Annotated in this window: 19 protein-coding genes, 1 tRNA gene and 1 pseudogene; 9 read left to right on the top strand and 12 right to left on the bottom strand. The window is 67.5% G+C overall.

The features are described 5' to 3' along the window. Positions 1–6 precede the first annotated feature (6 nt). The 7 genes from prfA to argS all read right to left on the bottom strand — a co-directional run bounded on the left by prfA (position 7) and on the right by argS (position 10,257). Positions 7–1,080 (bottom strand): peptide chain release factor 1, encoded by a 1,074-nt coding sequence (gene prfA, locus AC2JAJ_RS15540; RefSeq protein WP_486415244.1) that lies wholly within the window; start codon positions 1,078–1,080, stop codon positions 7–9. 199 nt (positions 1,081–1,279) lie between these two features. Continuing rightward, on the bottom strand, positions 1,280–3,418 hold the full coding sequence (gene rho / locus AC2JAJ_RS15535; RefSeq protein WP_486415245.1) for a transcription termination factor Rho: 2,139 nt from the start codon (positions 3,416–3,418) through the stop codon (positions 1,280–1,282). Between the two features lie 293 nt (positions 3,419–3,711). After that, entirely contained in the window at positions 3,712–4,686 is a 975-nt protein-coding gene (gene thrB, locus AC2JAJ_RS15530) for a homoserine kinase (protein WP_486415246.1), read from the bottom strand. 2 nt (positions 4,687–4,688) lie between these two features. Further along, positions 4,689–5,795 carry a threonine synthase gene (thrC, locus tag AC2JAJ_RS15525; RefSeq protein WP_486415247.1) on the bottom strand — a complete coding sequence of 369 codons (1,107 nt, stop codon included), beginning with the start codon at positions 5,793–5,795 and terminating at the stop codon, positions 4,689–4,691. Continuing rightward, the gene (locus AC2JAJ_RS15520; protein WP_486415248.1) at positions 5,796–7,112 is read right to left on the bottom strand and encodes a homoserine dehydrogenase; all 1,317 of its coding nucleotides are present in this window, start codon (positions 7,110–7,112) and stop codon (positions 5,796–5,798) included. Next, complete coding sequence (gene lysA, locus AC2JAJ_RS15515; RefSeq protein ID WP_486415249.1) at positions 7,113–8,588, bottom strand: diaminopimelate decarboxylase; 1,476 nt, start codon at positions 8,586–8,588, stop codon at positions 7,113–7,115. A 4-nt stretch (positions 8,589–8,592) separates the two neighbouring features. Next, positions 8,593–10,257, bottom strand: coding sequence for an arginine--tRNA ligase (gene argS / locus AC2JAJ_RS15510; protein WP_221386769.1), 1,665 nt, complete (start codon positions 10,255–10,257; stop codon positions 8,593–8,595). Between the two features lie 185 nt (positions 10,258–10,442). Between argS and AC2JAJ_RS15505 the strand changes: the two are divergent. The 4 genes and pseudogenes from AC2JAJ_RS15505 (at position 10,443) to AC2JAJ_RS15490 (ending at position 13,462) form a co-directional block, all read left to right on the top strand. Further along, a pseudogene (locus AC2JAJ_RS15505) lies at positions 10,443–10,917 on the top strand (FMN-binding protein). A gap of 3 nt (positions 10,918–10,920) precedes the next feature. After that, complete coding sequence (locus tag AC2JAJ_RS15500; protein ID WP_486415251.1) at positions 10,921–11,790, top strand: FAD:protein FMN transferase; 870 nt, start codon at positions 10,921–10,923, stop codon at positions 11,788–11,790. Further along, positions 11,787–13,337, top strand: a complete 1,551-nt coding sequence (locus tag AC2JAJ_RS15495; protein WP_486415252.1) for a ferredoxin--NADP reductase — start codon at positions 11,787–11,789, stop codon at positions 13,335–13,337. The genes AC2JAJ_RS15500 and AC2JAJ_RS15495 overlap by 4 nt, the downstream gene beginning before the upstream one ends. Positions 13,338–13,386: 49 nt before the next feature. Next, positions 13,387–13,462 (top strand) — tRNA-Arg (locus tag AC2JAJ_RS15490). An 86-nt stretch (positions 13,463–13,548) separates the two neighbouring features. Here AC2JAJ_RS15490 and AC2JAJ_RS15485 read toward each other — a convergent pair. Then, on the bottom strand, positions 13,549–14,499 hold the full coding sequence (locus AC2JAJ_RS15485; RefSeq protein WP_486415253.1) for a cation diffusion facilitator family transporter: 951 nt from the start codon (positions 14,497–14,499) through the stop codon (positions 13,549–13,551). A gap of 130 nt (positions 14,500–14,629) precedes the next feature. Here AC2JAJ_RS15485 and AC2JAJ_RS15480 point away from each other — a divergent pair, with 130 nt between their 5' ends. Both AC2JAJ_RS15480 and AC2JAJ_RS15475 read left to right on the top strand, forming a co-directional pair. Further along, positions 14,630–15,682 carry a M4 family metallopeptidase gene (locus AC2JAJ_RS15480; protein ID WP_486415254.1) on the top strand — a complete coding sequence of 351 codons (1,053 nt, stop codon included), beginning with the start codon at positions 14,630–14,632 and terminating at the stop codon, positions 15,680–15,682. A gap of 59 nt (positions 15,683–15,741) precedes the next feature. Then, the gene (locus AC2JAJ_RS15475; protein ID WP_486415255.1) at positions 15,742–16,062 is read left to right on the top strand and encodes a protealysin inhibitor emfourin; all 321 of its coding nucleotides are present in this window, start codon (positions 15,742–15,744) and stop codon (positions 16,060–16,062) included. A 13-nt stretch (positions 16,063–16,075) separates the two neighbouring features. Here AC2JAJ_RS15475 and AC2JAJ_RS15470 read toward each other — a convergent pair whose 3' ends face one another. Beyond that, on the bottom strand, positions 16,076–17,044 hold the full coding sequence (locus AC2JAJ_RS15470) for a GlxA family transcriptional regulator (protein WP_486415256.1): 969 nt from the start codon (positions 17,042–17,044) through the stop codon (positions 16,076–16,078). 82 nt (positions 17,045–17,126) lie between these two features. Between AC2JAJ_RS15470 and AC2JAJ_RS15465 the strand changes: the two genes are divergently transcribed. The 3 genes from AC2JAJ_RS15465 to AC2JAJ_RS15455 all read left to right on the top strand — a co-directional run bounded on the left by AC2JAJ_RS15465 (position 17,127) and on the right by AC2JAJ_RS15455 (position 22,333). After that, a complete protein-coding gene (locus AC2JAJ_RS15465) occupies positions 17,127–17,291 on the top strand; it encodes a hypothetical protein (RefSeq protein WP_486415257.1) in 165 nt (54 codons plus the stop codon). A gap of 69 nt (positions 17,292–17,360) precedes the next feature. After that, the gene (gene hrpA / locus AC2JAJ_RS15460; RefSeq protein ID WP_486415258.1) at positions 17,361–21,320 is read left to right on the top strand and encodes an ATP-dependent RNA helicase HrpA; all 3,960 of its coding nucleotides are present in this window, start codon (positions 17,361–17,363) and stop codon (positions 21,318–21,320) included. 29 nt (positions 21,321–21,349) lie between these two features. After that, a complete protein-coding gene (locus AC2JAJ_RS15455) occupies positions 21,350–22,333 on the top strand; it encodes a beta-ketoacyl-ACP synthase III (RefSeq protein ID WP_486415259.1) in 984 nt (327 codons plus the stop codon). A 69-nt stretch (positions 22,334–22,402) separates the two neighbouring features. On the opposite strand, the gene AC2JAJ_RS15450 is transcribed toward AC2JAJ_RS15455, so the two are convergent. From AC2JAJ_RS15450 to AC2JAJ_RS15440, 3 genes are read right to left on the bottom strand one after another with little or no spacing between them, the layout of a single operon-like run. Next, the gene (locus AC2JAJ_RS15450) at positions 22,403–22,831 is read right to left on the bottom strand and encodes an HIT family protein (protein ID WP_486415260.1); all 429 of its coding nucleotides are present in this window, start codon (positions 22,829–22,831) and stop codon (positions 22,403–22,405) included. Beyond that, complete coding sequence (locus AC2JAJ_RS15445) at positions 22,828–23,994, bottom strand: NAD(P)-dependent alcohol dehydrogenase (protein ID WP_486415261.1); 1,167 nt, start codon at positions 23,992–23,994, stop codon at positions 22,828–22,830. The genes AC2JAJ_RS15450 and AC2JAJ_RS15445 overlap by 4 nt, the downstream gene beginning before the upstream one ends. Then, positions 23,991–24,902, bottom strand: a complete 912-nt coding sequence (locus tag AC2JAJ_RS15440; RefSeq protein ID WP_486415262.1) for a sulfurtransferase — start codon at positions 24,900–24,902, stop codon at positions 23,991–23,993. Before AC2JAJ_RS15440 ends, AC2JAJ_RS15445 begins: the two co-directional genes overlap by 4 nt. Positions 24,903–24,948: the final 46 nt, after the last annotated feature.

Raw genomic sequence — 24,948 nt, 5'->3', positions numbered from 1 at the left:
CGGGTGCTAGTCGCCGATGGCGTCCAGCCGCGCCTGTTCGTCCATCTCGATGGCGGACTGGATGACCGGCTCCAGGTCGCCGTTCATGACCTGGTCAAGGTTGTAGGCCTTGTAGCCGGTGCGGTGGTCCGCAATCCGGTTTTCGGGGTAGTTGTAGGTGCGGATGCGCTCGGACCGGTCCATGGTGCGGATCTGGGACTTCCGCTGTTCGGAGTTGGCGGCGTCAATCTGCTCCTGCTGGTGCGCCAGGATGCGTGCGCGGAGGACGCGCATGCCGGCTTCGCGGTTCTGCAGCTGCGATTTCTCGTTCTGCATGGCCACCACGATGCCGGTGGGCAGGTGGGTGATCCGGACGGCGGAGTCGGTGGTGTTCACGGACTGGCCACCCGGACCGGAGGACCGGTAGACGTCGATCTTGAGGTCGTTGGGGCTGATCTCGAGCTCTTCGGGCTCATCCACTTCGGGGAGCACCAGCACGCCTGCGGCGGAGGTGTGGATGCGGCCCTGGGATTCCGTAACCGGGACGCGCTGGACCCGGTGCACGCCGCCTTCGAACTTGAGCCGGGCGTAGACGCCTTCGGCGGGGTCGTTGGAGTTGCCCTTGACGGCCACCTGGACGTCCTTGTAGCCACCCAGGTCCGACTCCGTGGCGGAGATGATCTCGGTCTTCCAGCCGCGGGATTCCGCGTACCGGGTGTACATCCGCAGCAGGTCGCCGGCGAAGAGGGCAGCCTCGTCGCCGCCTTCGCCGCCCTTGACCTCCAGGATCACGTTGCGGGCGTCGTCAGGATCGCGCGGAATGAGCAGCCGGCGCAGCTTGGCCGCAGCCACCTCCAGCGACGCTTCCAGTTCAGGCACTTCGGCGGCGAATTCGGGATCCTCGGCAGCCATCTCCTTGGCGGCAGCGAGATCGTCCCGGAGGCCCTCCCACTTGTGGTAGGCATCAACAATGCCATTGAGCTGAGCCGACCGCCGCCCCAGCTTCCGGGCAAGCCGCTGGTCGGCATAAACAGCAGGATCCCCCAGCTGCGCCTGGATGGCATCATGCTCATCAAGCAGGCCCTGTACGGACTCAAACATTTTTCAAAACCTCTTTCGACTTGTACAAGTCTAGTGACGCACACAGCGGCAGGTGACGTGCGGCCGTCGGCGCATTTTTTGCCGGCCAGGGAGTGGCATCGGGCCTGTCGGAGCGTTGCGGCCGACGTACGCAGTACGTCAGCCGCAACGCGAAGGGGCGGGGCCGGCAAAAAATGCGCCGACCCCACCCCGGGCAAAGCTATTTGTCGTTGTCCGACTTCGCACCAAGCGTCGTCTTCTGGACCTGCATGAGGAACTCGACGTTGCTCTGGGTTTCCCGGATCTTGTTGGTGAGCAGTTCAAGGCTCTGCTGGGTCTCGAGTCCGGAGAGGACGCGGCGCAGCTTCCACATGATCTTGACTTCCTCAGGCGAGAGCAGGTTCTCTTCGCGGCGGGTGCCGGAGGCGTTGACGTCCACGGCCGGGAAGATGCGCTTGTCAGCCAGCTGGCGGGACAGGCGGAGCTCCATGTTGCCGGTGCCCTTGAACTCTTCGAAGATGACCTCGTCCATCTTGGAGCCGGTCTCCACGAGGGCGGTGGCCAGGATGGTGAGCGAGCCGCCATTTTCGATGTTGCGGGCGGCGCCGAAGAAGCGCTTGGGCGGGTAGAGGGCTGCGGAGTCCACACCACCGGACAGGATGCGGCCGGAGGCCGGTGCTGCCAGGTTGTAGGCGCGGCCCAGGCGGGTCATGGAGTCCAGCAGGACCACCACGTCCATGCCCATTTCCACGAGGCGCTTGGCGCGTTCGATGGAGAGTTCGGCCACGGTGGTGTGATCGTCGGCGGGGCGGTCGAAGGTGGAGGCAATGACCTCGCCCTTGACCGTGCGCTGCATGTCCGTGACTTCTTCGGGGCGTTCGTCGACCAGCACCATCATGAGGTGGACCTCAGGGTTGTTCGTGGTGATGGCGTTGGCGATGGACTGCAGGATCAGCGTCTTGCCGGCCTTCGGCGGGGACACGATCAGGCCACGCTGGCCCTTGCCGATCGGGGCCACGAGGTCGATGACGCGGGGACCGATCTTCTTGGGGTCGGTCTCGAGGCGCAGGCGCTCGGACGGGTAGAGCGGAACCAGCTTGGCGAATTCGACGCGGTCCTTGAGTTCTTCGGCGGTCTTGCCGTTCACCGAGGTGACGCGGACCAGGGCGTTGAACTTCTGGCGGTTGGACTGCTGGCTGCGGTCCTCGCCTTCGCGGGGTGCGCGGATGGCGCCGACGACGGCGTCGCCCTTGCGCAGGTTGTACTTCTTGACCTGGGCCAGGGAGACGTAGACGTCGTTGGGGCCGGGCAGGTAGCCGGAGGTGCGGATGAACGCGTAGTTTTCCAGGACGTCCAGGATGCCGGCCACCGGCAGCAGGACGTCGTCCTCGGTGATTTCGACGTCGTCGACGTCCGGTCCCTGCGAACGTCCACGGCGGCGGTCGTTGCGGTCGCGGAAGCGGTCGTTGCGGGAGTTGTCCCGGTCCTGGCCGCCGGAACGGTCATTCCGGTCGCGGCGGTTGCGGCGGTTGCGGCGGCTGCCGCCATCGGAATCCTCGTTGTCGCGGTTGTCTCGGCCCTCGCGGCCGCCTTCACGCTGGCCGGCTTCGCGGCTGCCGGCGTTGTCGCGGCCTCCATCGGAGTCGCGGGAGGCGTTGTCGCGGCCACGGGTGCGGCCGCCTTCGCGGCGCTCGGTGCGCTGTCCGGCGTCGCCGGCTTCAGCGGGTGCGGCTTCAGTGCGCTGCTCGGCGCCGCGCTGGTCCGCCGCGGGCTGCTCGGCGGGCGCTTCTGCCGGTGCTTCCTGCACGGAAGCTGCGGCTGCTTCGCTGCGGCGGCGGTTGCGGGTGCGCGGCTGGCGGCGCTCGGCGGCACCTTCGGCTGCCTCGGGGGCTTCCACGGGAGCAGCCGACGGCGCTTCGGCACCGGCGGCGGCAGGTGCAGCGGCGGTTTCGACGGCGGGAGCTTCGGTTGCGGGAGCAACGACGCCATCGCTGACGGCCCGGCGGCTGCGGCCGCGACCGCGTGCACGGGTGCCTTCCGCGGCGGGGGCCTCAGCTGCTGCAGCCTCCGGAGCGGACGCCGGCGCGGCCGCGGGAGCCACGGGGCTTTCGGCGGCCTTCTCCGCTGCCTTGGCAGGGGCCTTGGTGGTCACGGTGCCTGCACGGTGCGCGGAGATGGCCGAGACCAGGTCCCCCTTGCGCATGCGGGATCCGCCGGAGATGCCGAGCTGGCTGGCAAGGGCCTGCAGCTGGGCGAGCTTGAGGCCGGCGAGGCCGCTGCTCTTGGCGGTCGCAGCCGGCGCACCGGCTGCAGAAGATGATAGTTCCACAGCTGGCGACAGCTCAGTGGTTTCGGTCACGAAGGATCCTTCCCCCTCGACGGCGTCCAGACTGGGAGCTGGACGCGATGATTTGATCTGGGCTGCAGTTCAGATCTGCAGCCGGGATTTCGGCCTTGCCGGTTGGATTTCGGCCAGCAGGGCCGGATACTGATTCACCTTGCGCTGCGCCCGTGGCGCAACACCGGGCTGACGGTTCAGGGGCAGTTGGATGCTGCAGGTTCCTGCGACAGACCAAGCAGGCGGCACCGGAATACATTCACAGTCGTAGATCAAAAAGCAACTGAATGCAGGAGCAGATCAGATAGGCGGAATTACCGCCGGTGCAAGTCCACCTTAGCACCTTCAACGTCCACTGCGAGCTTCAGAACACGCCAGCCGATGTCGGGCGTGTTCGCTGCGGTGAAGGTTTCGATGAAGCCCAGGGCATCGGCGGCCTGGCCGGCGCCGTTTGCGAGCACCAGCACGGTGGGCCCGGCCCCGGAAACCACCGCCGCGTAGCCTGCCTTGCGGAGGGCCCCGATCAGCGCTGCGCTGGGGCGCATTGCCTCGGCGCGGTAGCTCTGGTGCAGATAGTCCTCGGTGCCCGCCAGCAGGAACTCAGGCTTGGCGGTGAGCGCATGGATCAGCAGCGCGGCGCGCCCGGAGTTCATGGCGGCGGCGTGGTGGCCTACCGACGCGGGCAGCAGCGCACGGGCCGCCTCGGTGGACAGTTCGTAGTTCGGAACGGCAACGATGGGAATGACCGATTCAACGACGTTCGCACTGGTGCTGCTGTACTGCTCACTGTCCTGCCATGACAGCGCCAGTCCGCCGAAAATGGCGGGTGCGACGTTGTCCGGATGGCCTTCCAGTTCGCTGGTGAGCTGGAGGATCCAGTCCTTCCCACGCCTGCTTTCGGCCGGAACCATCGCGTTGGCAGCCGAAACAGCGGCAACCACCGCGGAGGCGGAGGAGCCCAGCCCCCGGCCGTGCGGGTTGACGTTCTCGGCAGTCACCTTCAGGCCGCCGTGGCGGTACCCCAGCCGTTCGAGCGCTGTATCCATGGCCCGGACCACCAGGTGGCTGGCGTCGCGCGGCAGGGTTTCGGCGCCTTCCCCACGCAGGTCGAACACCAGTTCGTCGGTGTCCAGGCTCTCGACGGTCAGGGTGTCATGCAGTGCCAGGGCCAGCCCGAGGCTGTCGTAGCCGGGGCCAAGGTTGGCCGTGGTGGCGGGGACGCGCACGGTGACGCGCTGGCCCGGCTCAATGAGTTGCAGTCCGACGGCGGCCTGCGAGGTGGTGTCCAAGGCTATTTTTCTTCCAGTCCCAGTTCGGCTGCCACGGTGACGACGTCGTTGGGGACCTTGACCGGCTGGACGTCGCTGCCGTCTTCGGTGCGCAGGGCCCACTGGGGGTCCTTGAGTCCGTGCCCGGTGACGGTGATGACAATCGTCTTTCCGCTGGGGACCTCGCCTGCGGCATGCTTCTTGAGCAGGCCAGCCACACCTGCCGCGGATCCGGGTTCCACGAAGACGCCTTCCTTGGCGGACAGCCAGCGGTGGGCGTTCAGGATTTCCTCGTCCGTGACGGCGTCGATGAGTCCGCCCGATTCGTCACGCGCGCCCACGGCGCCGTCCCACGAAGCAGGGTTGCCGATGCGGATGGCGGTGGCGATGGTGTCCGGTTCCGTGATCGGGTGGCCGGCGACGAAAGGCGCAGCCCCGGCGGCCTGGAAACCCCACATGGCGGGGGTCTTGGTGGACACGGCGGCGAGGGTGCCTGCGGTTTCCGATTCGAAGGGTGCGGAGTACTCCTTGTAACCCTTCCAGTACGCCGTGATGTTGCCGGCATTACCCACGGGCAGGACATGGATGTCCGGGGCGTCGCCCAGGGCGTCAACCACTTCGAAGGCACCGGTCTTCTGGCCCTGGATGCGCGCGGGGTTGACCGAGTTGACCAGGAACACCGGGTAGGACTCACCCAGCTTGCGGGCGATGTCCAGGCAGTTGTCGAAGTTGCCGTCAACCTGCAGCAGGGTGGCACCGTGGGCAATGGCCTGGCTGAGCTTGCCCATGGAGATTTTGCCTTCGGGCACCAGGACGGCGCACTTGAGGCCGGCAGCGGTTGCGTAAGCGGCGGCGGAGGCGGAAGTGTTTCCGGTGGAGGCGCAAACCACGGCCTTCGCCCCGGAGGCCACCGCGGCCGTCATGGCCATGGTCATGCCCCGGTCCTTGAAGGACCCGGTGGGGTTCATGCCCTCGACCTTGAGGTAGACCTCCGAGCCGGTGAGCTCGGAAAGCTTCTGTGCGTGCACCAGCGGGGTGCCGCCCTCCCCCAGGGTGATGACCCTGGTGGATTCCGTCACGGGCAAACGGTCAGCGTATTCGCGGATGACGCCGCGCCATTGGTGAGCCACTTAGACTCCTTCTACCCGCAGAACGGATGTAACAGAATTGATGACGTCCAGGCCCTTCACGGCCTCGACGGTGGCTGCGAGGGCAGCCTCTGACGCACGGTGGGTGACGATCCGCAGCTCGGCGCTCTCCACGTTGGATTCCGCGTCGCGGTGGATGGTCTGCCGCATAATCTCGATGGAGACGCCGTGTTCGGCGAAGAGCTGGGCGATCTTCGCGAGCACGCCGGGCTGGTCTGCGACGTCAAGGCCGATGTAGTAGCTGGTGGTGGCCGCGTCAATGGGCAGGGCGGGGACGTGGCCGGTGGTGGTCTCGGTGCGTCCGGGGTCGCCCAGGACCAGGCGGCGGGCAGCGGAGACGAGGTCGCCCAGGACGGCGGAAGCCGTGGGGGTTCCGCCGGCGCCCTGGCCGTAGAACATGAGTTCGCCGGCGTTTGCGGCCTCGATGAAGACGGCGTTGAAGGCGCCGTGGACGGCGGCCAGCGGGTGCTCCCTCGGCAGGAGGGTGGGGTGGACGCGGACGGACACGCCTTCCTTGCCCTCCTCATCAACCAGTTTTTCGGCGATGGCCAGCAGCTTGATGACGAAGCCTGCGTCCTTTGCTGCCGCGATGTCCGAGGCGGTGACGGACGTGATGCCTTCGCAGTGGACATTCTCCAGCGCGAACCGGGTGTGGAAGGACAGCGAGGCGAGGATGGCGGCCTTCGCGGCGGCGTCGTGGCCTTCGACGTCTGCCGTGGGGTCCGCTTCCGCGTAGCCAAGGCGCTGGGCTTCGGCGAGGGCATCGGCGAACTGGGCGCCGGTGGTGTCCATCTGGTCAAGGATGAAGTTGGTGGTGCCGTTGACAATGCCCAGCACCCGGGTGATCCGGTCGCCGGAGAGGCTGTCGCGGATGGGGCGCAGGATCGGGATGGCACCGGCCACGGCGGCCTCATAGGAGAGCTGGACGCCGGCTTTGTCTGCCTCTTCGTACAGGGTGGGGCCGTCCTGGGCCAGCAGGGCCTTGTTCCCGGTGACCACGCAGGCGCCGTTGCGCAGCGCGGAAAGGATCAGCGTGCGGGCGGGCTCGATGCCGCCCATCAGCTCGATCACCAGGTCGGCGTCCTTGACCAGGGTTTCGGCGTCGGTGGTGAAGAGTTCCTGGGGAAGTTCCACCTCCCGGTCTGCGTTGACGTTGCGCACCGCAATCCCGCTCAGCTGCAGGCGGGCACCGGTGCGGGCGGCAAGGGCGTCGGCATCCTCAATGAGAATCCGCGCAACCTGGGCCCCAACGTTGCCACAGCCCAGCAGGGCTACTTTCAGGGTTCGCATTTCCGTCATTCAGGCTCCCATGTCGCGGTTCAGCAGATCTTCTTCGGTTTCCCCGCGGACAATCAGCCGGGCAGATCCGTCGCGCACCGCGACAACGCCCGGCCGGGCCAGATAGTTGTAGTTGCTCGAGAGGGCCCAGCAGTAGGCGCCGGTTCCCGGTACAGCAAGCAGATCACCGGCTGCCACGTCCTCGGGCAGATATACATCTCTAACAACTATGTCGCCGCTCTCGCAATGTTTGCCCACCACGCGGGACAGCTGCGGGGCCGCCGCCGACGTGCGGGACGCAAGAATCGCGGAGTAATCCGCGTCGTACAGCACCGGCCGGGCGTTGTCGCTCATGCCGCCGTCCACCGAAACATAGCGGCGCGGATACGTAACGTTGTTGCCCCCGTCACGGTCGCCGGAAGCTGCCGGGGCGTCGACGCGGACGGTCTTGAGCGTGCCCACCTCATACAGGGTGAAGGTGGTGCTGCCCACGATCGCGCGTCCGGGCTCGATGGAGATGCGGGGCGCGGCAATGCCCAGCTCGGCGCAGGTGGAACGCACGACGGCGGCCATCGCCGTCGCGATTTCAGCCGCGGGGCGGGGGGTGTCCACCGGGGTGTAGGCAATGCCGTACCCGCCGCCGAGGTCCAGCTCGGGCATGGTGATGGAGTACTTGTCCTGCATGGCTGCCAGGAACCGCAGCAGCTTTTCGGCGGCCAGCGCGAAGCCGTCCGGCTCGAAGATCTGCGACCCGATGTGGCAATGCAGGCCGAGCAGCTCGATGCCGGAGTGGACCGAGGCGGCGGCCACTGCTTCCTCGGCAGCAGAGACGCCGGCGACGTCGGTGGTGTCGGCTGCCATGGAGAGGCCGAACTTCTGGTCCTCGTGGGCAGTGGCGATGAACTCATGGGTGTGTGCGTGCACACCGGGGGTGAGCCGCAGCATGACCTTTGCCCGTTCACCGCGGCCCTCAGCGATCGCACCGACGCGTTCCAGCTCGGCCAGGCTGTCCACCACGATGCGGCCAAGCTTCATGTCCAGCGCACGGTTGATTTCGGCGTCGGATTTGTTGTTGCCGTGCAGCGCCACCCGCTCCCCCGGGATCCCGGCGCGGGCCGCGACAGCCAGTTCGCCGCCGGAGGCGGTGTCCAGGCGCAGCCCTTCTTCCTCCACCCACTTCACCACGGCAGTGCACAGGAAGGATTTGCCGGCGTAGTAGACGTCCACGCCGCCGCAGATGTCGGCGAAGGCGGCATCGAAGGAGTCCTTGAAGGCGCGGGCCCGGGCGCGGAAGTCGGACTCGTCCATGACGAACAGGGGCGTGCCGAACTGCGCCTTGAGTTCCTGGACGTCCACTCCCCCCACCGTGAGGACGCCGGCGTCGTTACGGACCACGCTGCCGGCCCACAGGGGTTCATGCAGTGCATTGAGGTCGGCCGGGACCTGCAGCCATTCCGGGGCAAGCGGGGACGCAGCGGTGTTCGAAGCTACTGACATGTGCTTACATCCGTTCCGGCGCGGAAACGCCCAGCAGATCCAGGCCGTTGGCCAGCACCTGGCTGGTGGCATCGTTGAGCCATAGCCGGGTGCGGTTGAGGTCGGTCACGGCTTCGTCGCCCATGGGAGCAATCCGGCAGGCGTCGTACCAGCGGTGGTACGCACCGGCGATGGTTTCGAGGTGGCGGGCCACGCGGTGCGGTTCGCGCAGTTCCGCCGCCTTGGCAATGACCGAGGGGTAGCTGCCGAGGTAGGACAGAAGCTCGTTCTCCGTGGCGTGGTCCAGCAGCGAGGCGTCGAAGCTCTCCTGGCCGTCCACATGGCGCTCGACACCTGCAGCTACAGCGTTGCGCGCTGCTCCCCGGGAGCGGGCATGGGCGTACTGCACGTAGAACACGGGGTTCTCGTTGCTGTGCTTCTTGAGCAGCTCCGGGTCCAGCGTCAACGGCGAGTCCGCGGGGAAGCGCGCCAGCGAGTAGCGCACGGCGTCCTTGCCGAGCCAGTCGATCAGGTCCTTGAGCTCGATGATATTGCCGGCCCGCTTGGACAGCTTGGCACCGTTGACGGACACCAGCTGGCCGATAAGGACTTCGATGTTGACCTCGGGGTCGTCGCCGGCGGCGGCCGCGATGGCCTTGAGCCGGTTGATGTACCCGTGGTGGTCGGCGCCCAGGAGGTAAATCTTTTCGGTGAAGCCGCGGTCCTTCTTGGACAGGTAGTAGGCGGCATCGGCGGCGAAGTAGGTCGGCTCGCCGTTGGCGCGGATCAGCACGCGGTCCTTGTCGTCGCCGAAGTCCGTGGTCCGCAGCCAGACTGCGCCGCCGTCATCGAACACGTGGCCCTGCTCGCGAAGGCGCGCTACGGCACTTTCGATCGCGCCGGCGTCGTGCAGTTCCTGCTCGGAGAAGAAAACGTCGAATTCGACGCCGAAGTCCGCCAGGGTGGCCTTGATGTCCTTCATCTGCGCCTCGTAGGCGGCGGTGCGAATGACCGGCAGCGCGGCAACTTCGGTGAGTTCGCGGATGTCCGGGTGGGCGGTGAGGACCTCGTGGCCAAGGTCGGAAATGTACTGCCCCGGGTAGCCGCCGTCGGGCACGGGAAGGCCGTGGAGGCGGGAGTAGACGGACGTGGCGAAGGTGTTCATCTGCGAGCCGGCGTCATTGATGTAGTACTCGGCTGTCACGTCCGCGCCGGAGGCGCGCAGCACCCGGGCAATGGAGTCGCCCAGGGCGGCCCACCGGGTATGCCCGATGTGGAGCGGCCCCGTGGGGTTGGCGGACACGAACTCCATGTTGACGGTTCGTCCGGCGAGCGCGGCGTTGGTCCCGTACTCCTTGCCGGCCTCCACAATGGTCTTGGCCAGGGCACCGGCCACGGCGGCGTCCACGGTGATGTTCAGGAAGCCGGGGCCGGCAATGTCCACTGCGGAGACGCCGTTGATCGACTTCAGCCGGGCGCTGAGCACGTTCGCGAATTCGCGCGGGTTGGTGCCGGCCTGCTTCGCCAGCTGCAGGGCAATGTTGGTGGCCCAGTCGCCGTGGTCCCGGTTCTTGGGTCGCTCCACGCGCACGTCCTCGGGAACTGCTGATGCCGCAAGGGCAATCTCGCCGGCGGCGACGGCGTCCTTGAGGCAGGCGGATATGGCGAGGGAAAGTTCTTCGGGAGTCACCCCTCTAGACTACCGGGGGCCGGTGACAGCAAAGAATTTGGAGCCCGGCCGCTGCCTGCCGGTGCTTTGGCCTGTGAAGCGTGGCACCGGGTGAACCAATCGCGCCCCTCCGGCGTTGACAAGACCGTAGCCACAGGCGCGGGACGTAACCGATGAACGAAACGGGAGCCTTGATGAGACCCTCCATGCCGAAAAGCACAGCCAACAAGGGCGCAACAGCTGCAAGCGCAGTGGGCAAAAGCGTCTTTGTTGGGATTGCCGGCCTGTCCCTGGCAGGAACCGTGGCCGGCTGCGCACCCACCGCCGCCGAAACCACTCCTGCCGCCCCCTCGGGCGGAACGTCCACGCTGGCGGGCAGCGGGGCCCAGTACAAGGACGGGACCTACAGCGCGGACGGAAACTACGTATCGCCCAACGGCACGGAGACCGTGGGCGTGCAGCTGACGCTCGCGGCAGGCAAGGTCACGGACGTCCGGATCACCCAGCATCCGTCCAACCCGAACACCCGCAAGTTCCAGGGCGAATTTGCGGGCGGCATCGCAGCGCAGGTGGTGGGCAGGAACATCGACGAACTCAAGGTGTCCAAGGTCAGCCGGCTCGTCGCTGACCAGCGGCGGGTTCAACCAGGCGCTTGAGAAGATCAAGGCGGAGGCGCAGTAAGGCGTGTCCGCCGGCCGGGAGGACTTTGCGTTTACGGGGATCGGAACCCACTGGGTCATCTCCACTTCCCTGCCGCTGCCGCCGTCCCTGCGGGCGCGGCTGCTGGACAGGATTGAAAGGTTCGACGCCGCGTGGTCCCGCTTCCGGCCCGACTCCCTGGTGGCGGCAATGGCGCGGGAACCCGGCAGCTACAGTTTCCCGGCGGAGGCCGCCGCCCTCGGCGACCTGTACGCAACGCTGTACCGCGTTAGCGCCGGCGCCATGACGCCCCTCATCGGCGGTAGCCTGGAACGCCTGGGCTACGGCGCCGGTTATGCCCTGGAACCCGCCGGGCCTCCGCTGCCGGCCCCTGCCTGGGAATCGGTCCTGGCGTGGGAGGGAACCACCGTTACCGCGGGCGCCCCGGTGGTGCTGGACATCGGCGCCGCGGGCAAGGGCCTGCTGGTTGACCTGCTGGCCGCCGAACTCGCCGCCGCCGGGGTGGAGAACTTCGTGGTTGACGGCAGCGGAGACCTTTTGGTGCGGGGAACGGAGGGCGTCCGGATCGGTCTCGAGCATCCGTACAACCCTGCCCAGGCCATCGGAATCGTTGACCTGGCGGACCGGTCCCTCTGCGCTTCTGCCGCCAACCGGCGCGCCTGGGGGGACGGACTGCACCACGTCCTCGACGGGACCACCGGGCAGCCGGTCCGGACCGCCGTCGCCACCTGGACGCTTGCGGACTCCGCCATGGTGGCCGATGCCCTCGCCACCGCACTGTTCTTCGTCGCCGGCGCAGTGCTTGACGAAGTGTTCGATTTCTCCTGGCTGACCGTATTCTCAGACGGCAGCGCCACCTATTCGCCCGGATTTGAAGGGACGCTGTTCTCATGACCCCCGTGGAAACCCCGGCTGCCGCTGCATCCCTGGCCGGGCGCATGGCCGGCGCCGTTAACCGGTACACGGTGTACCGGCTCATCCTGCTGGTCCTCGCTGCCCTCGCTGCGTACAGCCTGCTGCTCAACGTGCTGGGCTGGCTGACCTTTGGCGTTCCGGAAATGCTGGCGCACCTGGTGCTGTGCCTGGGCCTGACCTACGCCTCCAACCGTGCGCTGGCGGCGCTCTTCCGGGTGAACCCGCATTCGGAGTCCTCCCTGATCACCGGGCTGCTGCTGTATTTCCTGTTCTGGCCGTCCCTGCAGCCAATGGACCTGGCCGGCGTGGCGCTGGCCTGCGTGCTGGCATCGGCGTCGAAATACGCCCTGGCCTGGCGCGGGCGGCACATCTTCAACCCGGCTGCCGCCGGAGCCTTCGTCACCGGACTCACCGGGCTCAACATCGCAACGTGGTGGGCCGCAACGCCTGCCATGCTGTGGGTGCTGGTTCCGGGCATTGCGCTGGTGTTCTACCGGACGCGCAAGTTCCCCATGGGCCTGGTGTTCATCCTGGTTGCCACGTCCATCATCACCGCGGAGCTGATGCGCTCCGGCATGTCAGCCGGCGCGGGTCTGTGGCAGGCACTGGCCCAGCGCCCCGTGCTGTTCTTCGTGGGGTTCATGCTCACCGAGCCCCTGACCCTGCCTCCCCGCCGCTGGCAGCAGCTGGCACTGGCCGCCGTGGTCGGGGTGGTCTTCGCCATCCCCTACAACCTGGGCTTCCTTGCCAATTCGCCGGAGGCTGCCCTGCTGCTCGGCAACCTCCTCGCCTTCATTGCGGGCCAGCGGGGCAGCGTAAAGCTGCAGTTCACGGGCGTCCGTCCGCTGACGCCAAGCACCGCAGAGTTTTCCTTCAGGCCCTCGCGTCCGGTGCGCTTCCTGCCGGGCCAGTACATGGAGCTGGACCTTCCGCACACCGGATCCGACGGAAAAGGCCGACGCCGGGTGTTCAGCCTTGCAGGTTCCCCGCAGGAACGTGCGGTGAAGTTTGGCGTGCGGACAGCCGGGCCGTTGTCCCACGCCAAGAGGGCCCTCCTGGCATTGCAGCCCGGCGATGAGGTGATGGCCACCTCGGTGGGCGGGGACTTTGTCCTCCCCCGCGATCCGCAGCAGCCCGTGCTGCTCATCGCCGCCGGAATCGGCATTACTCCCTTTGTCTCACACTTGTCATCGGGGGGCCTGCAGCAGCGGGACGCCGTACTGCTGTACCTCGCCAGGAGTGCGGACGAAATTGCCTACGCCGAGGAGCTCCGCGGGTCCGGCATCCGGGTGCTGGTGCAGCTGGCCGACGGTTCGGAGCCTCCTGCCGGCTTGACTGCTGCGGGCGGCCGCAGCGGGACTGCGGGCATCAGGCTGGACGGGGATGCACTGCTGGCCCTCGTCCCCGATATCGCCGGTCGCGAGGTCTACGTTTCGGGGTCGCCGGCCAGCGCCGCCTCGCTCCGCCGGGCCGCCAAAAGCGCCGGTGCACGGCGGGTGCATGTCGATTCGTTCTCTGGTTACTGAGGTGCTAAGCTCTAGGACGTCCCGCCGGCAACGGCAGGATATCCGGATTGCCCTCGTAGCTCAGGGGATAGAGCGTCTGCCTCCGGAGCAGAAGGCCGTAGGTTCGAATCCTACCGAGGGCACCACCTGAAACCCCCGCCGTTCAAACGGCGGGGGTTTTTGTTTGCTGCCGCGGCAGCACCGCCGTCGAACGCCGCCGGAAACGGCGCAACTAGAAGCGCAGCGTGGCCTCATCCATCGTCGCCAGGGTCAACACGGCTTCCTCCACGGTGGCGTGGTCCTCCAGGTCCCGTTCGATCCGGCGCAGGGTCCGGGCCACTTCGTGCTCCGGGTGGTCCCCCTCCAGGTCGACTGCGGCAACGAGGTACAGCCGGCGCGGACCCACGAACTCCAGGTGCAGGTAGGTGAGCCGGGCGATCTCCCGGTGCTCCAGCAGCCGCTGCGCCATGGAGCGCTCGATGTCGGGGGTGACGCCCTGACCCACCAGGAAGCGCCGGTTGCGGTCGATGAGGACGACGGCGACGACGGCCAGGAGCACGCCCACGACGATCGAGCCCACGGCATCCGGCAGCGGCGAACCGGTGACCTGGTGCAGGAAGACCCCAAGGAAGGCCACCACCAGTCCAATCAGCGCGGCCGAGTCCTCTGCGAACACGGCACGCAACGTGGGGTCCGAACTGATCAGTACCTGTTCCAAAGTGTGCCGTTCCAGCTCGCGGGCCGCCTTCCGGGTCTGCCGGAAGGCCTGGACGAAAGAAATGCCCTCCAAGACGAACGCCACGCCGAGCACCACGTACGCCACCGTGAAGTCGGCGGCCGGCTCCGGCGAAATGATCTCCTGGATGCCGTGCATGATGGACACCACCGCGCCCGCCGTGAAGAGCCCGAAGGCGGCGAACATCGACCATACATAGGCCTCCCTGCCGTACCCCATGGGGTGTGCCTCGTCCCGCGGACGGGCCGACCGCCGCTCGGCGAGGAACAGGAACACCTGGTTTCCGGTGTCCGCCCAGGAGTGCGCTGCCTCCGCGGCCATGGAGGCCGACCCGGAAAGGACCGCGGCCACCGACTTCGCTGCTGCAACGAGGAAATTCGCCAGGAAGGCGATGATGACGGTCAGCAGGGTGGAACCGGCTTTGTTCCGCTTCTGGGTCTGTGCCATGGGCCTACCGTACCCACGTGGGCTCCCGGCAGGCGGGCGGAAGGCTGCTGAATTTATGCAGGCGGCCTGCCGTTGATTGTCGGTGCCCCCTCATAGGCTGGCACCACCTAGCTGCTGAGGGGGTTACGCCATGCACGCTCCATTTTGTTCCATCGTTCCGCCGTACCTGCTGCGGCGCCTGGCACGGCAGGACTCACCGGGGTTCTCGTCCGCCGCTGCCGCCGCCCGAAAGGCCCTGGGCCACGTCGAATCCTTCCACGTGGCCCGCGCCCGGCCGGTTCCCGCCATCCCGCCCGGCATGCTTCCGAGGAAGCCGGGGCCGGTGAACCGCACCATCTACGACGCCCGCGGCACTGAAACGCTCCCGGGTGACCTGGCCCGGGAGGAGGGAGGCCCGGCAACGCAGGATGCCGCCACCGATGAAGCGTACGACGGGCTCGGCCACACGCACCGGCTCTATGCCGATGCCTTCGGCCGTGACTCCATCGACGGGCTCGGGCTGCACCTCAACGCCACGGTGCATTTCGGCAGGTCTTACGACAATGCTTTTTGGAACGGCAGCCAGATGGTGTTCGGCGATGGAGACGGCGAAGTGTTCGAACGCTTCACCAAGTCCGTGAGCGTGATCGGGCACGAACTTGCCCACGGCGTCACGCAGTTTTCCGCGGGTCTGGCCTACCGGAACCAGGCCGGCGCCCTGAACGAATCCATGTCCGATGTCTTCGGCGCACTCGTGGAGCAGTACGTGAAGAACCAGGCCACGTCCGAGGCCAGCTGGCTGATCGGCGAAGGCCTCTTCACCCCGCAGGTGCAGGGGCGCGCCCTGCGCTCCATGAAGGAACCGGGAACCGCGTACGACGACGACGTGCTGGGCAAGGACCCGCAGCCGGACTCCATGGACTCCTATCTGCGAACCGGCGCGGACAACGGCGGGGTCCACATCAACTCCGGCATCCCCAACCGGGCCTTCTACCTGGTGGCCGAAGCCCTGGGCGGCTACGCCTGGGACTGTCCCGGCCGCATCTGGTACGAGGCCCTGACCGGCGGTTCGCTGCCACCGGCGGCAACGTTCACCGTCTTTGCACGGGCCACGGCGCGGGCAGCCACGGAGCTTTATGGTGCAGGATCGGCAGAGCATGACGCCGTGCGGCAGGCGTGGGAGACTGTGAAGGTCAAGGTTTAGCCACAGCCAGGCTGCCGGAAACCGGCAGCCTGGCTCCACGGAAGCCCGGGGACCAGGCCATGAAAATCAAGGTGGAGCGTACCGGGGGGATCGCGGCGGCCACACGGATATGGACCGTGGAGGCCCGGACGGACACGGACCTCAACCAGTGGCAGCCCATCGTCGAGGCTTGCCCCTGGGATGCGGTTCCGAGGACCCACCGGGCGGCCGCCGCGGCCTTTGAGTCCCCACAGCCGGACCGCTTCTTCTACTCCATCAGTGCCGGGCAGCGCCGGGCAGCCTTGCCGGAGCAGGCTCTCACCGGCCCCTGGCGGACCCTGGTGGACACCGCACGGGCAGCGGCTGAGCAGGACGGGGCGGTGTCACAGGGCGACGGATGAGCGGACCAGTAGCCTAGCCAACGCCGGCCAACTGCCCACGAAAGGCCCGCCGGTAGGACTGCGGGCTGGTGCCCAGAACCTTGGCGAAGTGATGCCGCAGCAGGACGGGGTTCCCGAAGCCCGATTCCCTGGCTACTTCGTCGATACCCAGGTCGGTTGATTCCAACAGTTCCTGTGCGCGCAGCACGCGCTGGGAGTTGAGCCAGGCAGCCGGCGTCGCCCCGGTTTCCGACCTGAACTTCCGCGCGAACGTCCTGGCGGACATGTGCACGCGCCCGGCGAGGTCGTCGACGGTGTGCTCACGGTCCAGGTTCCCGACCATCCACCGCAACAGCGCTTCGATGGGCGCGGAGCCGCACGCGGGTATGGGCCGCTCAACGAACTGGGCCTGGCCACCGTCCCGGTGTGGAGGAACCACCATGTCCCGTGCAATGGCCGTTGCCGCCCGGGCGCCAAGTTCGACCCGGACGAGGTGCAGGCAGGCGTCAATTCCCGCAGCGGTCCCGGCCGAGGAGATGATATTGCCATCCTGGACGTACAGCACGTTCTCATCGACGCGGGCTGCCGGGTACCTTGCCGCAAGTTCCGCGCAGGAGCGCCAGTGGGTGGTGCACCGGCGGCCATCAAGCAGGCCGGCGCGGGCCAGGCCGAAAGCTCCAGAGCAAATCGACATGACCCACGCGCCCCTGGCGTCCGCGGCCCGCAGGGCCTCAAGGACGGAGTCGGGCAACTCCTGGTCCGAACCATACGGACCCATGATGACCAGGTCGGCGTCTTTGGTGGCCTCAAGGCCCAGGCCAACTTTCATCGACAACCCTGACTCCAGCCGGACGTCGCCCGGCGAGGGGGTGCACACGCGGAAATCGAATGCCGGCACTCCCGTGCCCCGCCCGGACCGGTCGATCCCGAAGACCTCGAACGCCGTGCCGAACTCGAACATCGAAAAGTTTGGAACCACGATCACAGCCACGGTTTTAAGCATGCTTAAAGTATGGCAGGAATTAATGCTTTTTGGTCATTCCTGCCACTGTCGGGGCGCCGCTTCCAGGACAAGCATTAATGGCATGGAGATCCTCGCAACCATCATTGTCATCGTCCTCTTCCTCACCGCATCCACCGCAGCGGCCCTCCTCCGTGACAGCCGGGGACACAGGCCCCCTGCCGCCCCTTACGAGGGCTGGTCCGCGCTGGATCCGCCGAGCTCCAGCTACACCCTCCGCATTTTCTAGGCAACCCCCAGCGCCGCAGGCAGTCGAAACGGAAAGGCCTTCCCTTGCCGCAGTAGACTGTCTGCAGCCATGACTTTTCATATTTCCTATCCCGCCGAGCTGCCGGTGTCCGAGCGCCGCGACGATCTGATGGCAGCGATCGCCGCCAACCAGGTGACCATCATCGCCGGCGAGACCGGCTCCGGAAAGACCACGCAGATCCCCAAGATGTGCCTGGAACTGGGCCTTGGGGACAACGGACTGATCGGCCACACCCAGCCGCGGCGCCTGGCGGCACGAACCGTGGCCGAGCGCATCGCCGAGGAACTCGGGGTGGAAATCGGCCAGGAAGTGGGCTTCCAGGTCCGCTTTACCGGTGAGGTCAGCAAGGCGACCAAGGTCAAGCTCATGACCGACGGTATCCTGCTGGCCGAGATCCAGCGCGACAAGCTGCTGCGCAAGTACAACGCGATCATCATCGACGAAGCCCATGAACGCAGCCTCAACATCGACTTCATCCTGGGCTACCTCAAGCGCATCCTCCCCCAGCGGCCGGACCTGAAGGTCGTCATCACCTCGGCCACCATCGATCCCGAGCGTTTTGCCAACCACTTCGGCACTCCGGGGAATCCCGCCCCCATCATCGAAGTCTCGGGCCGGACCTACCCCGTGGAAATCCGCTACCGGCCCCTCTCCCAGCCGAAATCGGACGAGGACGAATCCTCGGACGACGACCTCGAAGAGGACCGGGACCCGCTGGATGCCGTCTGCGACGCCGTCGACGAACTGGCCACGGAGGCGCCCGGCGACATCCTGGTGTTCTTCTCCGGCGAGCGCGAAATCCGTGACGCCGCGGAGGCGCTGCAGGCACGCATCCAGGCCAACCGCCGCCTGGCCAATACCGAGGTGCTCCCCCTCTTCGCACGCCTGAGCCTGCAGGAACAGCACAAGGTGTTCCACCCGGGCAAGAAACGCCGGATCGTGCTGGCCACGAACGTGGCGGAAACGTCACTGACAGTGCCGGGCATCAAATACGTCATCGACACCGGCACCGCCCGCATTTCCCGGTACTCGCACCGCACCAAGGTCCAGCGCCTTCCCATCGAACGGGTATCGCAGGCCTCGGCGAACCAACGGTCGGGACGCTGCGGCCGTGTGTCGGACGGCATCGCCATCCGGCTGTACTCCCAGGAAGATTTCGACTCCCGCCCCCAGTTCACGGATCCCGAGATCCTGCGGACCAACCTGGCCGCCGTCATCCTCCAGATGACCGCCATGGGCGTTGCCCGCGGGCCGAAGGGCGTGGAGGACTTCCCGTTCGTCGAGCCGCCGGAGACACGGGCAATTAACGACGGCGTCACGCTGCTGCGCGAACTCGGCGCCTTGGCCGCGCCGAAGCAGGGCAAGGGCGAAGGTGACGGACGAAAAGGCGGCGGGCTCACCGCCGTCGGGCAGAAACTCGCCCAACTGCCGGTGGACCCCCGGCTTGGCCGGATGATCGTCGAGGCCGGAAAACGCGGCTGCGTGCGGGAGGTCATGATCCTCGCCGCGGCGCTCACCATCCAGGATCCCCGCGAGCGCCCCACGGACAAGCAGCAGCTGGCCGCGGAAAAGCACAACCGCTTCCGCGACGAAAACTCGGACTTCACGGGCTACCTGAACCTGTGGAACTACCTGCAGGAAAAGCAGCAGGAGCTCTCGTCGTCGGCCTTCCGCCGCTTGTGCCGCGCCGAGTTCATCAACTACCTGCGGGTCCGGGAATGGCAGGACCTCTTTGCCCAGCTCCGCCAGCTGGCCCGGCCGCTGGGCATCAGCCTGGACAACAAGCGGCTGGCGGACCCCGTGGGCAACCACGACGGTATCCACATCAGCCTGCTCTCCGGGCTCCTAAGCCATATCGGCATCCTCGATGAGCGCAAGCGCGAATATGCCGGCGCCCGCGGCAGCCGCTTCGCGATCTTCCCCGGATCGGCGCTGTTCAAGAAGTCCCCCACGTTCGTGATGGCAGCCGAACTGGTGGAAACCAGCAGGCTCTGGGCCAGGGTGGCAGCCAGGTTCGATCCGCTGTGGGCCGAGCAGGTGGCACCGGACCTGGTCAAGCGCAGCTACAGCGAGCCACACTGGTCCACCCGGCAGGGCGCCGTCATGGCGTACGAGAAAGTGACCCTTTACGGCGTCCCGATCATCGCGCAGCGCCGGATCAACTACGGCCGGGTCGACCCGGTGGTTGCACGCGAGCTGTTCATCAGGCACGCCCTGGTGGAAGGCGACTGGCGCACCCACCACAAGTTCTTCCACCGCAACAGGGCGCTCCTGAACGAAGTCGAGGAACTCGAAGCGCGCATGCGCCGCCGCGACCTTCTGGTGGACGACGAGACATTGTTCGAGTTCTACGATGCCCGTATCGGTCCGGACGTGGTCTCTGAACGCCACTTCGACAAATGGTGGAAGGACGCCCGCCGGGAGCAGCCGGACCTGCTGGACTTCGACAAATCGCTGCTCCTGAGCGATGACGCCGACGACCTGGACGAGTCCGCCTATCCCAAAACGTGGCTGCACAAGGGTTTCGAACTGCCCCTGACCTACGAATTCCACCCGGTGGCGCCGGGCGCGGCGCCGGATCCGTCCGACGGCGTCACTGCCGAAGTGCCGGTGCTGTTCCTTAACCAGCTGGAGGATGCGCCGTTCCGCTGGCTGATTCCCGGTCAGCGGGTTGAGCTGGTGACCGCCCTGATCAAGTCGCTGCCGAAGCAGGTGCGGAAGAACTTCGTCCCGGCCCCCGATGTCGCCCGGCAAGCGGTCGCCGTCCTGGAATCGGACTTCGATCCGGCCACGGACGCGCTGGAGCCTTCGCTGGAGCTCGCGCTGCGGCGGCTTCGCGGCGCAATCATTCCCCCCGGTTCCTGGAACTGGGACGCGGTGCCCCCGCACCTGCGCGTGAGTTTCAAGGTGGTGGACAGCAAGGGCAAGGTCCTTGGCGAGGGCAAGGACCTTGCGGAACTGCAGGAACAGCTCGCACCCGCCACCCGCCGCGCCATTGCCGAGTCGCTCGGCGCCACCCCGGCATCCACCGCGGCGCGCAACGGCAAGGTACAGAGGGAAGCCGGCGGGACGAACCTTGCCGCGTCCCCGGCAGCCGCGCGGGCCGGCAGCAACCAGGCGGCCGCCGCCACCGGGTTCGTGGAGCAGGACGGCCTGACGGAATGGACGTTCGGCACCATCGAGCGGCAGGTCAGCAGCCTGGTCAAGGGGCACACCGTCACCGGCTATCCGGCGCTGGTGGACCAGGGGACGTCCGTGTCCCTCCGTGTCTTCCAGTCGCAGGAGGAACAGCTCGACGCCATGCGCGGCGGCGTCATCCGGCTGCTGGCGCTGCGCGTCCCGGCACCGGACCGTTACGTCCTGGAACACCTGAGCAACACGGAGAAGCTCACCTTCAGCCAGAATCCGCACGGCTCGGTGGCGGCGCTGATTGCCGACTGCGCGCTTGCCGCCATCGACAAACTCACCCCCGTGGAACTGCCCTGGGACCGCAAGGCTTTCGACGCGCTCTATGAGCTGGTGCGGGCCGAGCTGATCGACACCGTCTTCACCGTGACCGCCGTGGTGGAGCGCATCCTGGCGAGCACCCGGCGAATCGAAAAGCAGTTGAAGGGCACCACCAGCCTCGCCCTGATCAGTGCGCTGAACGACATCAAGAGCCAGCTCGAACAGCTGGTCTATCCGGGTTTTGTGGCACGCACGGGTTACGTCCAGCTCAGCCAGTTGCCCCGCTACCTGGCGGCGATCGAAAAGCGGCTCGAACGCCTGCCGGGCAACGTCCAGCGCGACGCCCTGAGCATGGGGGTGGTGCAGCGGCTCGAGGACGACTACGACGATGCCGTCTCCGCCCTGTCGCCGGGGCGCCGCGCCGGACGCGAATTAACCCAGGTGCGCTGGATGATCGAGGAACTCCGGGTGAGCCTGTTCGCCGTCGAGCTCGGCACCGCCTACTCCGTATCAGAGAAACGTATCCGCACCGTGCTCAACAAGGCACTGGCCCCCGCCTGACCGCGGTCCGCCCCGACGAGAGGAATTCCATGAAGCTCACGCTTGCCCAAGGCCCGGCAGGGACAGAGATCGCCGGGCTCGGCCATGCCCAGCCCGCCCGGGTCATGGACAACCATGAACTCGAAGGCATGATGGACACCAGCGATGAGTGGATCCGCCAGCGGACGGGCATCATCACCCGGAATATCGTCGCCGGGGGCGAGACGGTGGTGGACCTGGCGATCCCTGCGGCCCGGATGGCGCTGGCCGATTCGCGCGTGCCGGCCTCTGACATCGATCTCGTGGTGGTGGCGACGACGACAGCCGCCGAGCGTTCCCCCAACACCGCCGGACGCGTGGCCGAGGCGCTTGGGCTTGGAAGGGAGGGCCGTGGCCCGGGCATCATGGATATCAATACAGCATGTTCGGGTTTCGAGTACGCGCTCGGCGTCGCCGACCAGGCCATCCGCACCGGCAGCGCCACCCACGCCATCGTCGTCGGGGCGGAGACGCTGTCGACCGTCACCGACTGGACGGACCGTGCGACGGCGGTACTCACCGCGGACGGTGCCGGCGCCGCCGTCGTGCGCCCGTCCGAGGCACCGCGGATTGGACCGGTGGTGTGGGGATCCGAAGGCGGCATGGCCGACGCCGTCAGGATCTCACCGCCGTCCGGAAGGTTTTCCCAGAACGGCCGTGAAGTGCTCAGGTGGGCCCTCACCAAGGCACCGGACCGCGCCCGCGAGGTGGTGGCCCGCGCGGGCCTGGCGCTGGACGACATCCAGGTCCTGGCCGCCCACCAGGCCAACCTCCGCATCATCGAACCCTTGGCGGACGCCCTGGGCATGTCGGACCGTGTGGTCATTACCGACGTCACGGAGTCGGGGAACACGTCCGCGGCGAGCGTTCCGCTCGGGCTCTCCAAGTGGTGGCACGCCGGCAGGATCCCGGCGGACGTCCCTGCGCTGTTGTTCGGCTTCGGGGGCGGGTTCACCTATGCCGGCATGGTGGCGATGACCCCGCGGAGGGACTGATCCTGCCTGCGCCCGCCACAGGGCAGCGACACAGGGCAGCGACACAGGGCAGCGGCGGGCGCAGCCCTGTCACGAAGCCGGAACGAATTCTCCGTACCCTGCTGCGCGAAGACCAACCCGCAGCTTCTCCGCGTTGGCGTCCAGGACGTCCGGGTCCGGGTTCTGGTCAGCGGAGCCGAAATCGAAGTCGGCCATGCTTTGCGACGGCCACACGTGCACGTGCAGGTGGTTGATCTCGTAGCCGGCCACGATGAGGCCGGCGCGCCGGGCACCGAAAACGTCCACCTGGACCGCACCGATGCGGCGCGCCACTTCCATGACCCGGGCGAGGGTCTCCGGCGAGGCGTCCGTCCAGCGGTCCACTTCTTCGGTGGGAACCACCAGAGTGTGGCCATCCGCGAGCGGGCCGGTGGTGAGGAACGCGGAGACATCGTGCTCGCGCCACACGAACCGGCCGGGGATCTCGCCGTTCAGGATCCTGGTGAAAAGCGTGCTCATGCGTCTGCCTCCTCGGCGGGTGCCTGCAGGGTGCTGGTGTCCAGCACGAACCGGTATTTTACGTCGCCTGCAACCATCCGGTCGTAGGCCTCATTCAGCTGGCCGGCGCCCACCACCTCGATGTCTGCCACCACGCCATGCTCGGCGCAGAAGTCCAGCATCTCCTGGGTTTCGGCGATCCCGCCGATCAGCGACCCGGCGTACGCGATCCTGCGCCGGATCAGTGCACCGGGGTTGACGGGAGGCATGGCCTCGGACGGGAGCCCGAGCTGGAACAGCGCCCCATCGACGCGCAGGGTGCGGAAGAAGGGGTTCAGGTCGTGCGGGGCGGCCACGGTGTCGATGATCAGGTCGATGGTGCGGTCAGCGGCGGCCATGGCAGCTTCGTCGCGGGAGAGCACCACTTCGTCGGCTCCCAGTTCCAGCGCAGCAGCGACTTTCGAGCCGGACGTGGTGAAGACCACCACCTTCGCTCCCATGGCCTTGGCGAGCTTGACTGCCATGTGGCCCAGGCCGCCAAGGCCCACCACGCCCACCACGTCGCCTTCCGCCACATCAAAGTGCCGCAAGGGCGAAAAAGTGGTGACGCCGGCGCACAGGAGGGGGGCGACGGCGGCCGGGTCCAGCGATTCGGGGACCCGGAGGACGTACCGGCGGTCCACCACTATGGAGGACGAATAGCCGCCCTGGGTGGTGCCGCCGTGGCGCCGGTCCTTCGCACCGTAAGTGCCGGTCATCCCGATTTCGCAGTACTGTTCCAGGCCGTCGAGGCAGCTGTCGCACTCGCGGCAGGAGTCCACCATGCAGCCCACGCCCACCCGCTCGCCCACGGCGAAGTCAGTGACGGCCGAACCCACCCGGCTGACGGTTCCGACAATCTCGTGTCCGGGAACCAGTGGGTACACTTTGCCGCCCCACTCCCCACGGGTCGCGTGCACGTCCGAGTGGCACAGCCCGCAGAATTCGATGGCGATCTCGACGTCGTCCGCTGCGGGTGCCCGGCGCGCAACGGTCAGGGGCACCAGGCCGCTGTCACTGGACACCGCACCGCGGGCTGCGGCCAACACGCCGGCAGCGTCCGTCCCTGCTCCTGCGGACGGGCCGTCGGGGGCGGGGTATACGGGTTTGGCGAGGGGTGGCGGTACGGGTCGTCCTGGAGTCATAGTGCGACGCTACCCTTGCCTCCTGCGAAGTTGCCAGCCGGGGCGGCGCCGTCCCCGGGTTCCGGCCCATCCCCTGGTTCCGGGCCGGTGGCCACCGGCAGCCCCGGGCGGTTGGACCATTCGGAGAACGAGCCCGGAAAGAGCGCTGCGGCGAACCCGGCAATCTCCAGTGCTGCCACCTCATGGGCTGCCGTGACCCCGGAGCCGCAGTAGACGGCGACCTTGCCGCCGTCCTGCACGCCGAGGGCCTCGAACCTCCGGCGCAATTCCGCGGGCGGAAGGAACCTGCCGGCGTCGTCCACGTTTCCTGCTGTCGGCGCGCTGATGGCCCCCGGAATGTGTCCCGCGCGCGGGTCGACGGGCTCAACCTCGCCCCGGTACCTCTCCCCCGCCCTCGCGTCGAGCAAGGTGCCGTGCTGCGGCCAGGCGGCGGCAGCACCGGCGTCGGCCACGGGCATGTGCCCGCTGCCCAGCTGCACGTCACCCGCGCCAGGGTGGACTGGACCCGACTCGAGCGCGAGTCCGGCTGCCCGCCAGGCGGCCACGCCGCCGTCGAGCAGGTAGACCTCGGCGAGGCCGGCGTCACGCAGCATCCACCACAGCCGGGCCGCCGCCATGTTGCCGCTGTCATCGTAGGCGACCACCACGTCGCCGTTCCGGATGCCCCAGCGGCGGGCCGACTCCTGGAACTTCTCCCGCGACGGCAACGGGTGCCGCCCCCGGTCCGGAACTGCCGGATCCGAAAGCTCGGTGGCCAGGTCAACGAAGACCGCGCCCGGAAGGTGTCCTGCAAGGTAATGTTCGTGCCCGTGCGGGTCACCGAGCGCCCACCGCACGTCCAGGAGCACGGTGCGGCGGCCTGCGGCCAGCCGGGCCTGGAGGGTGGAAACGTCCATCAGCGTATTCATCGGACTCCTTATGCAGCGGGCCAGGCCACCGCGCAGCCTCTGCTGG

The sequence above is a fragment of the Arthrobacter sp. MOO21 genome (assembly GCF_057369995.2).
This window is presented reverse-complemented; position numbering and strand designations above follow the sequence as displayed.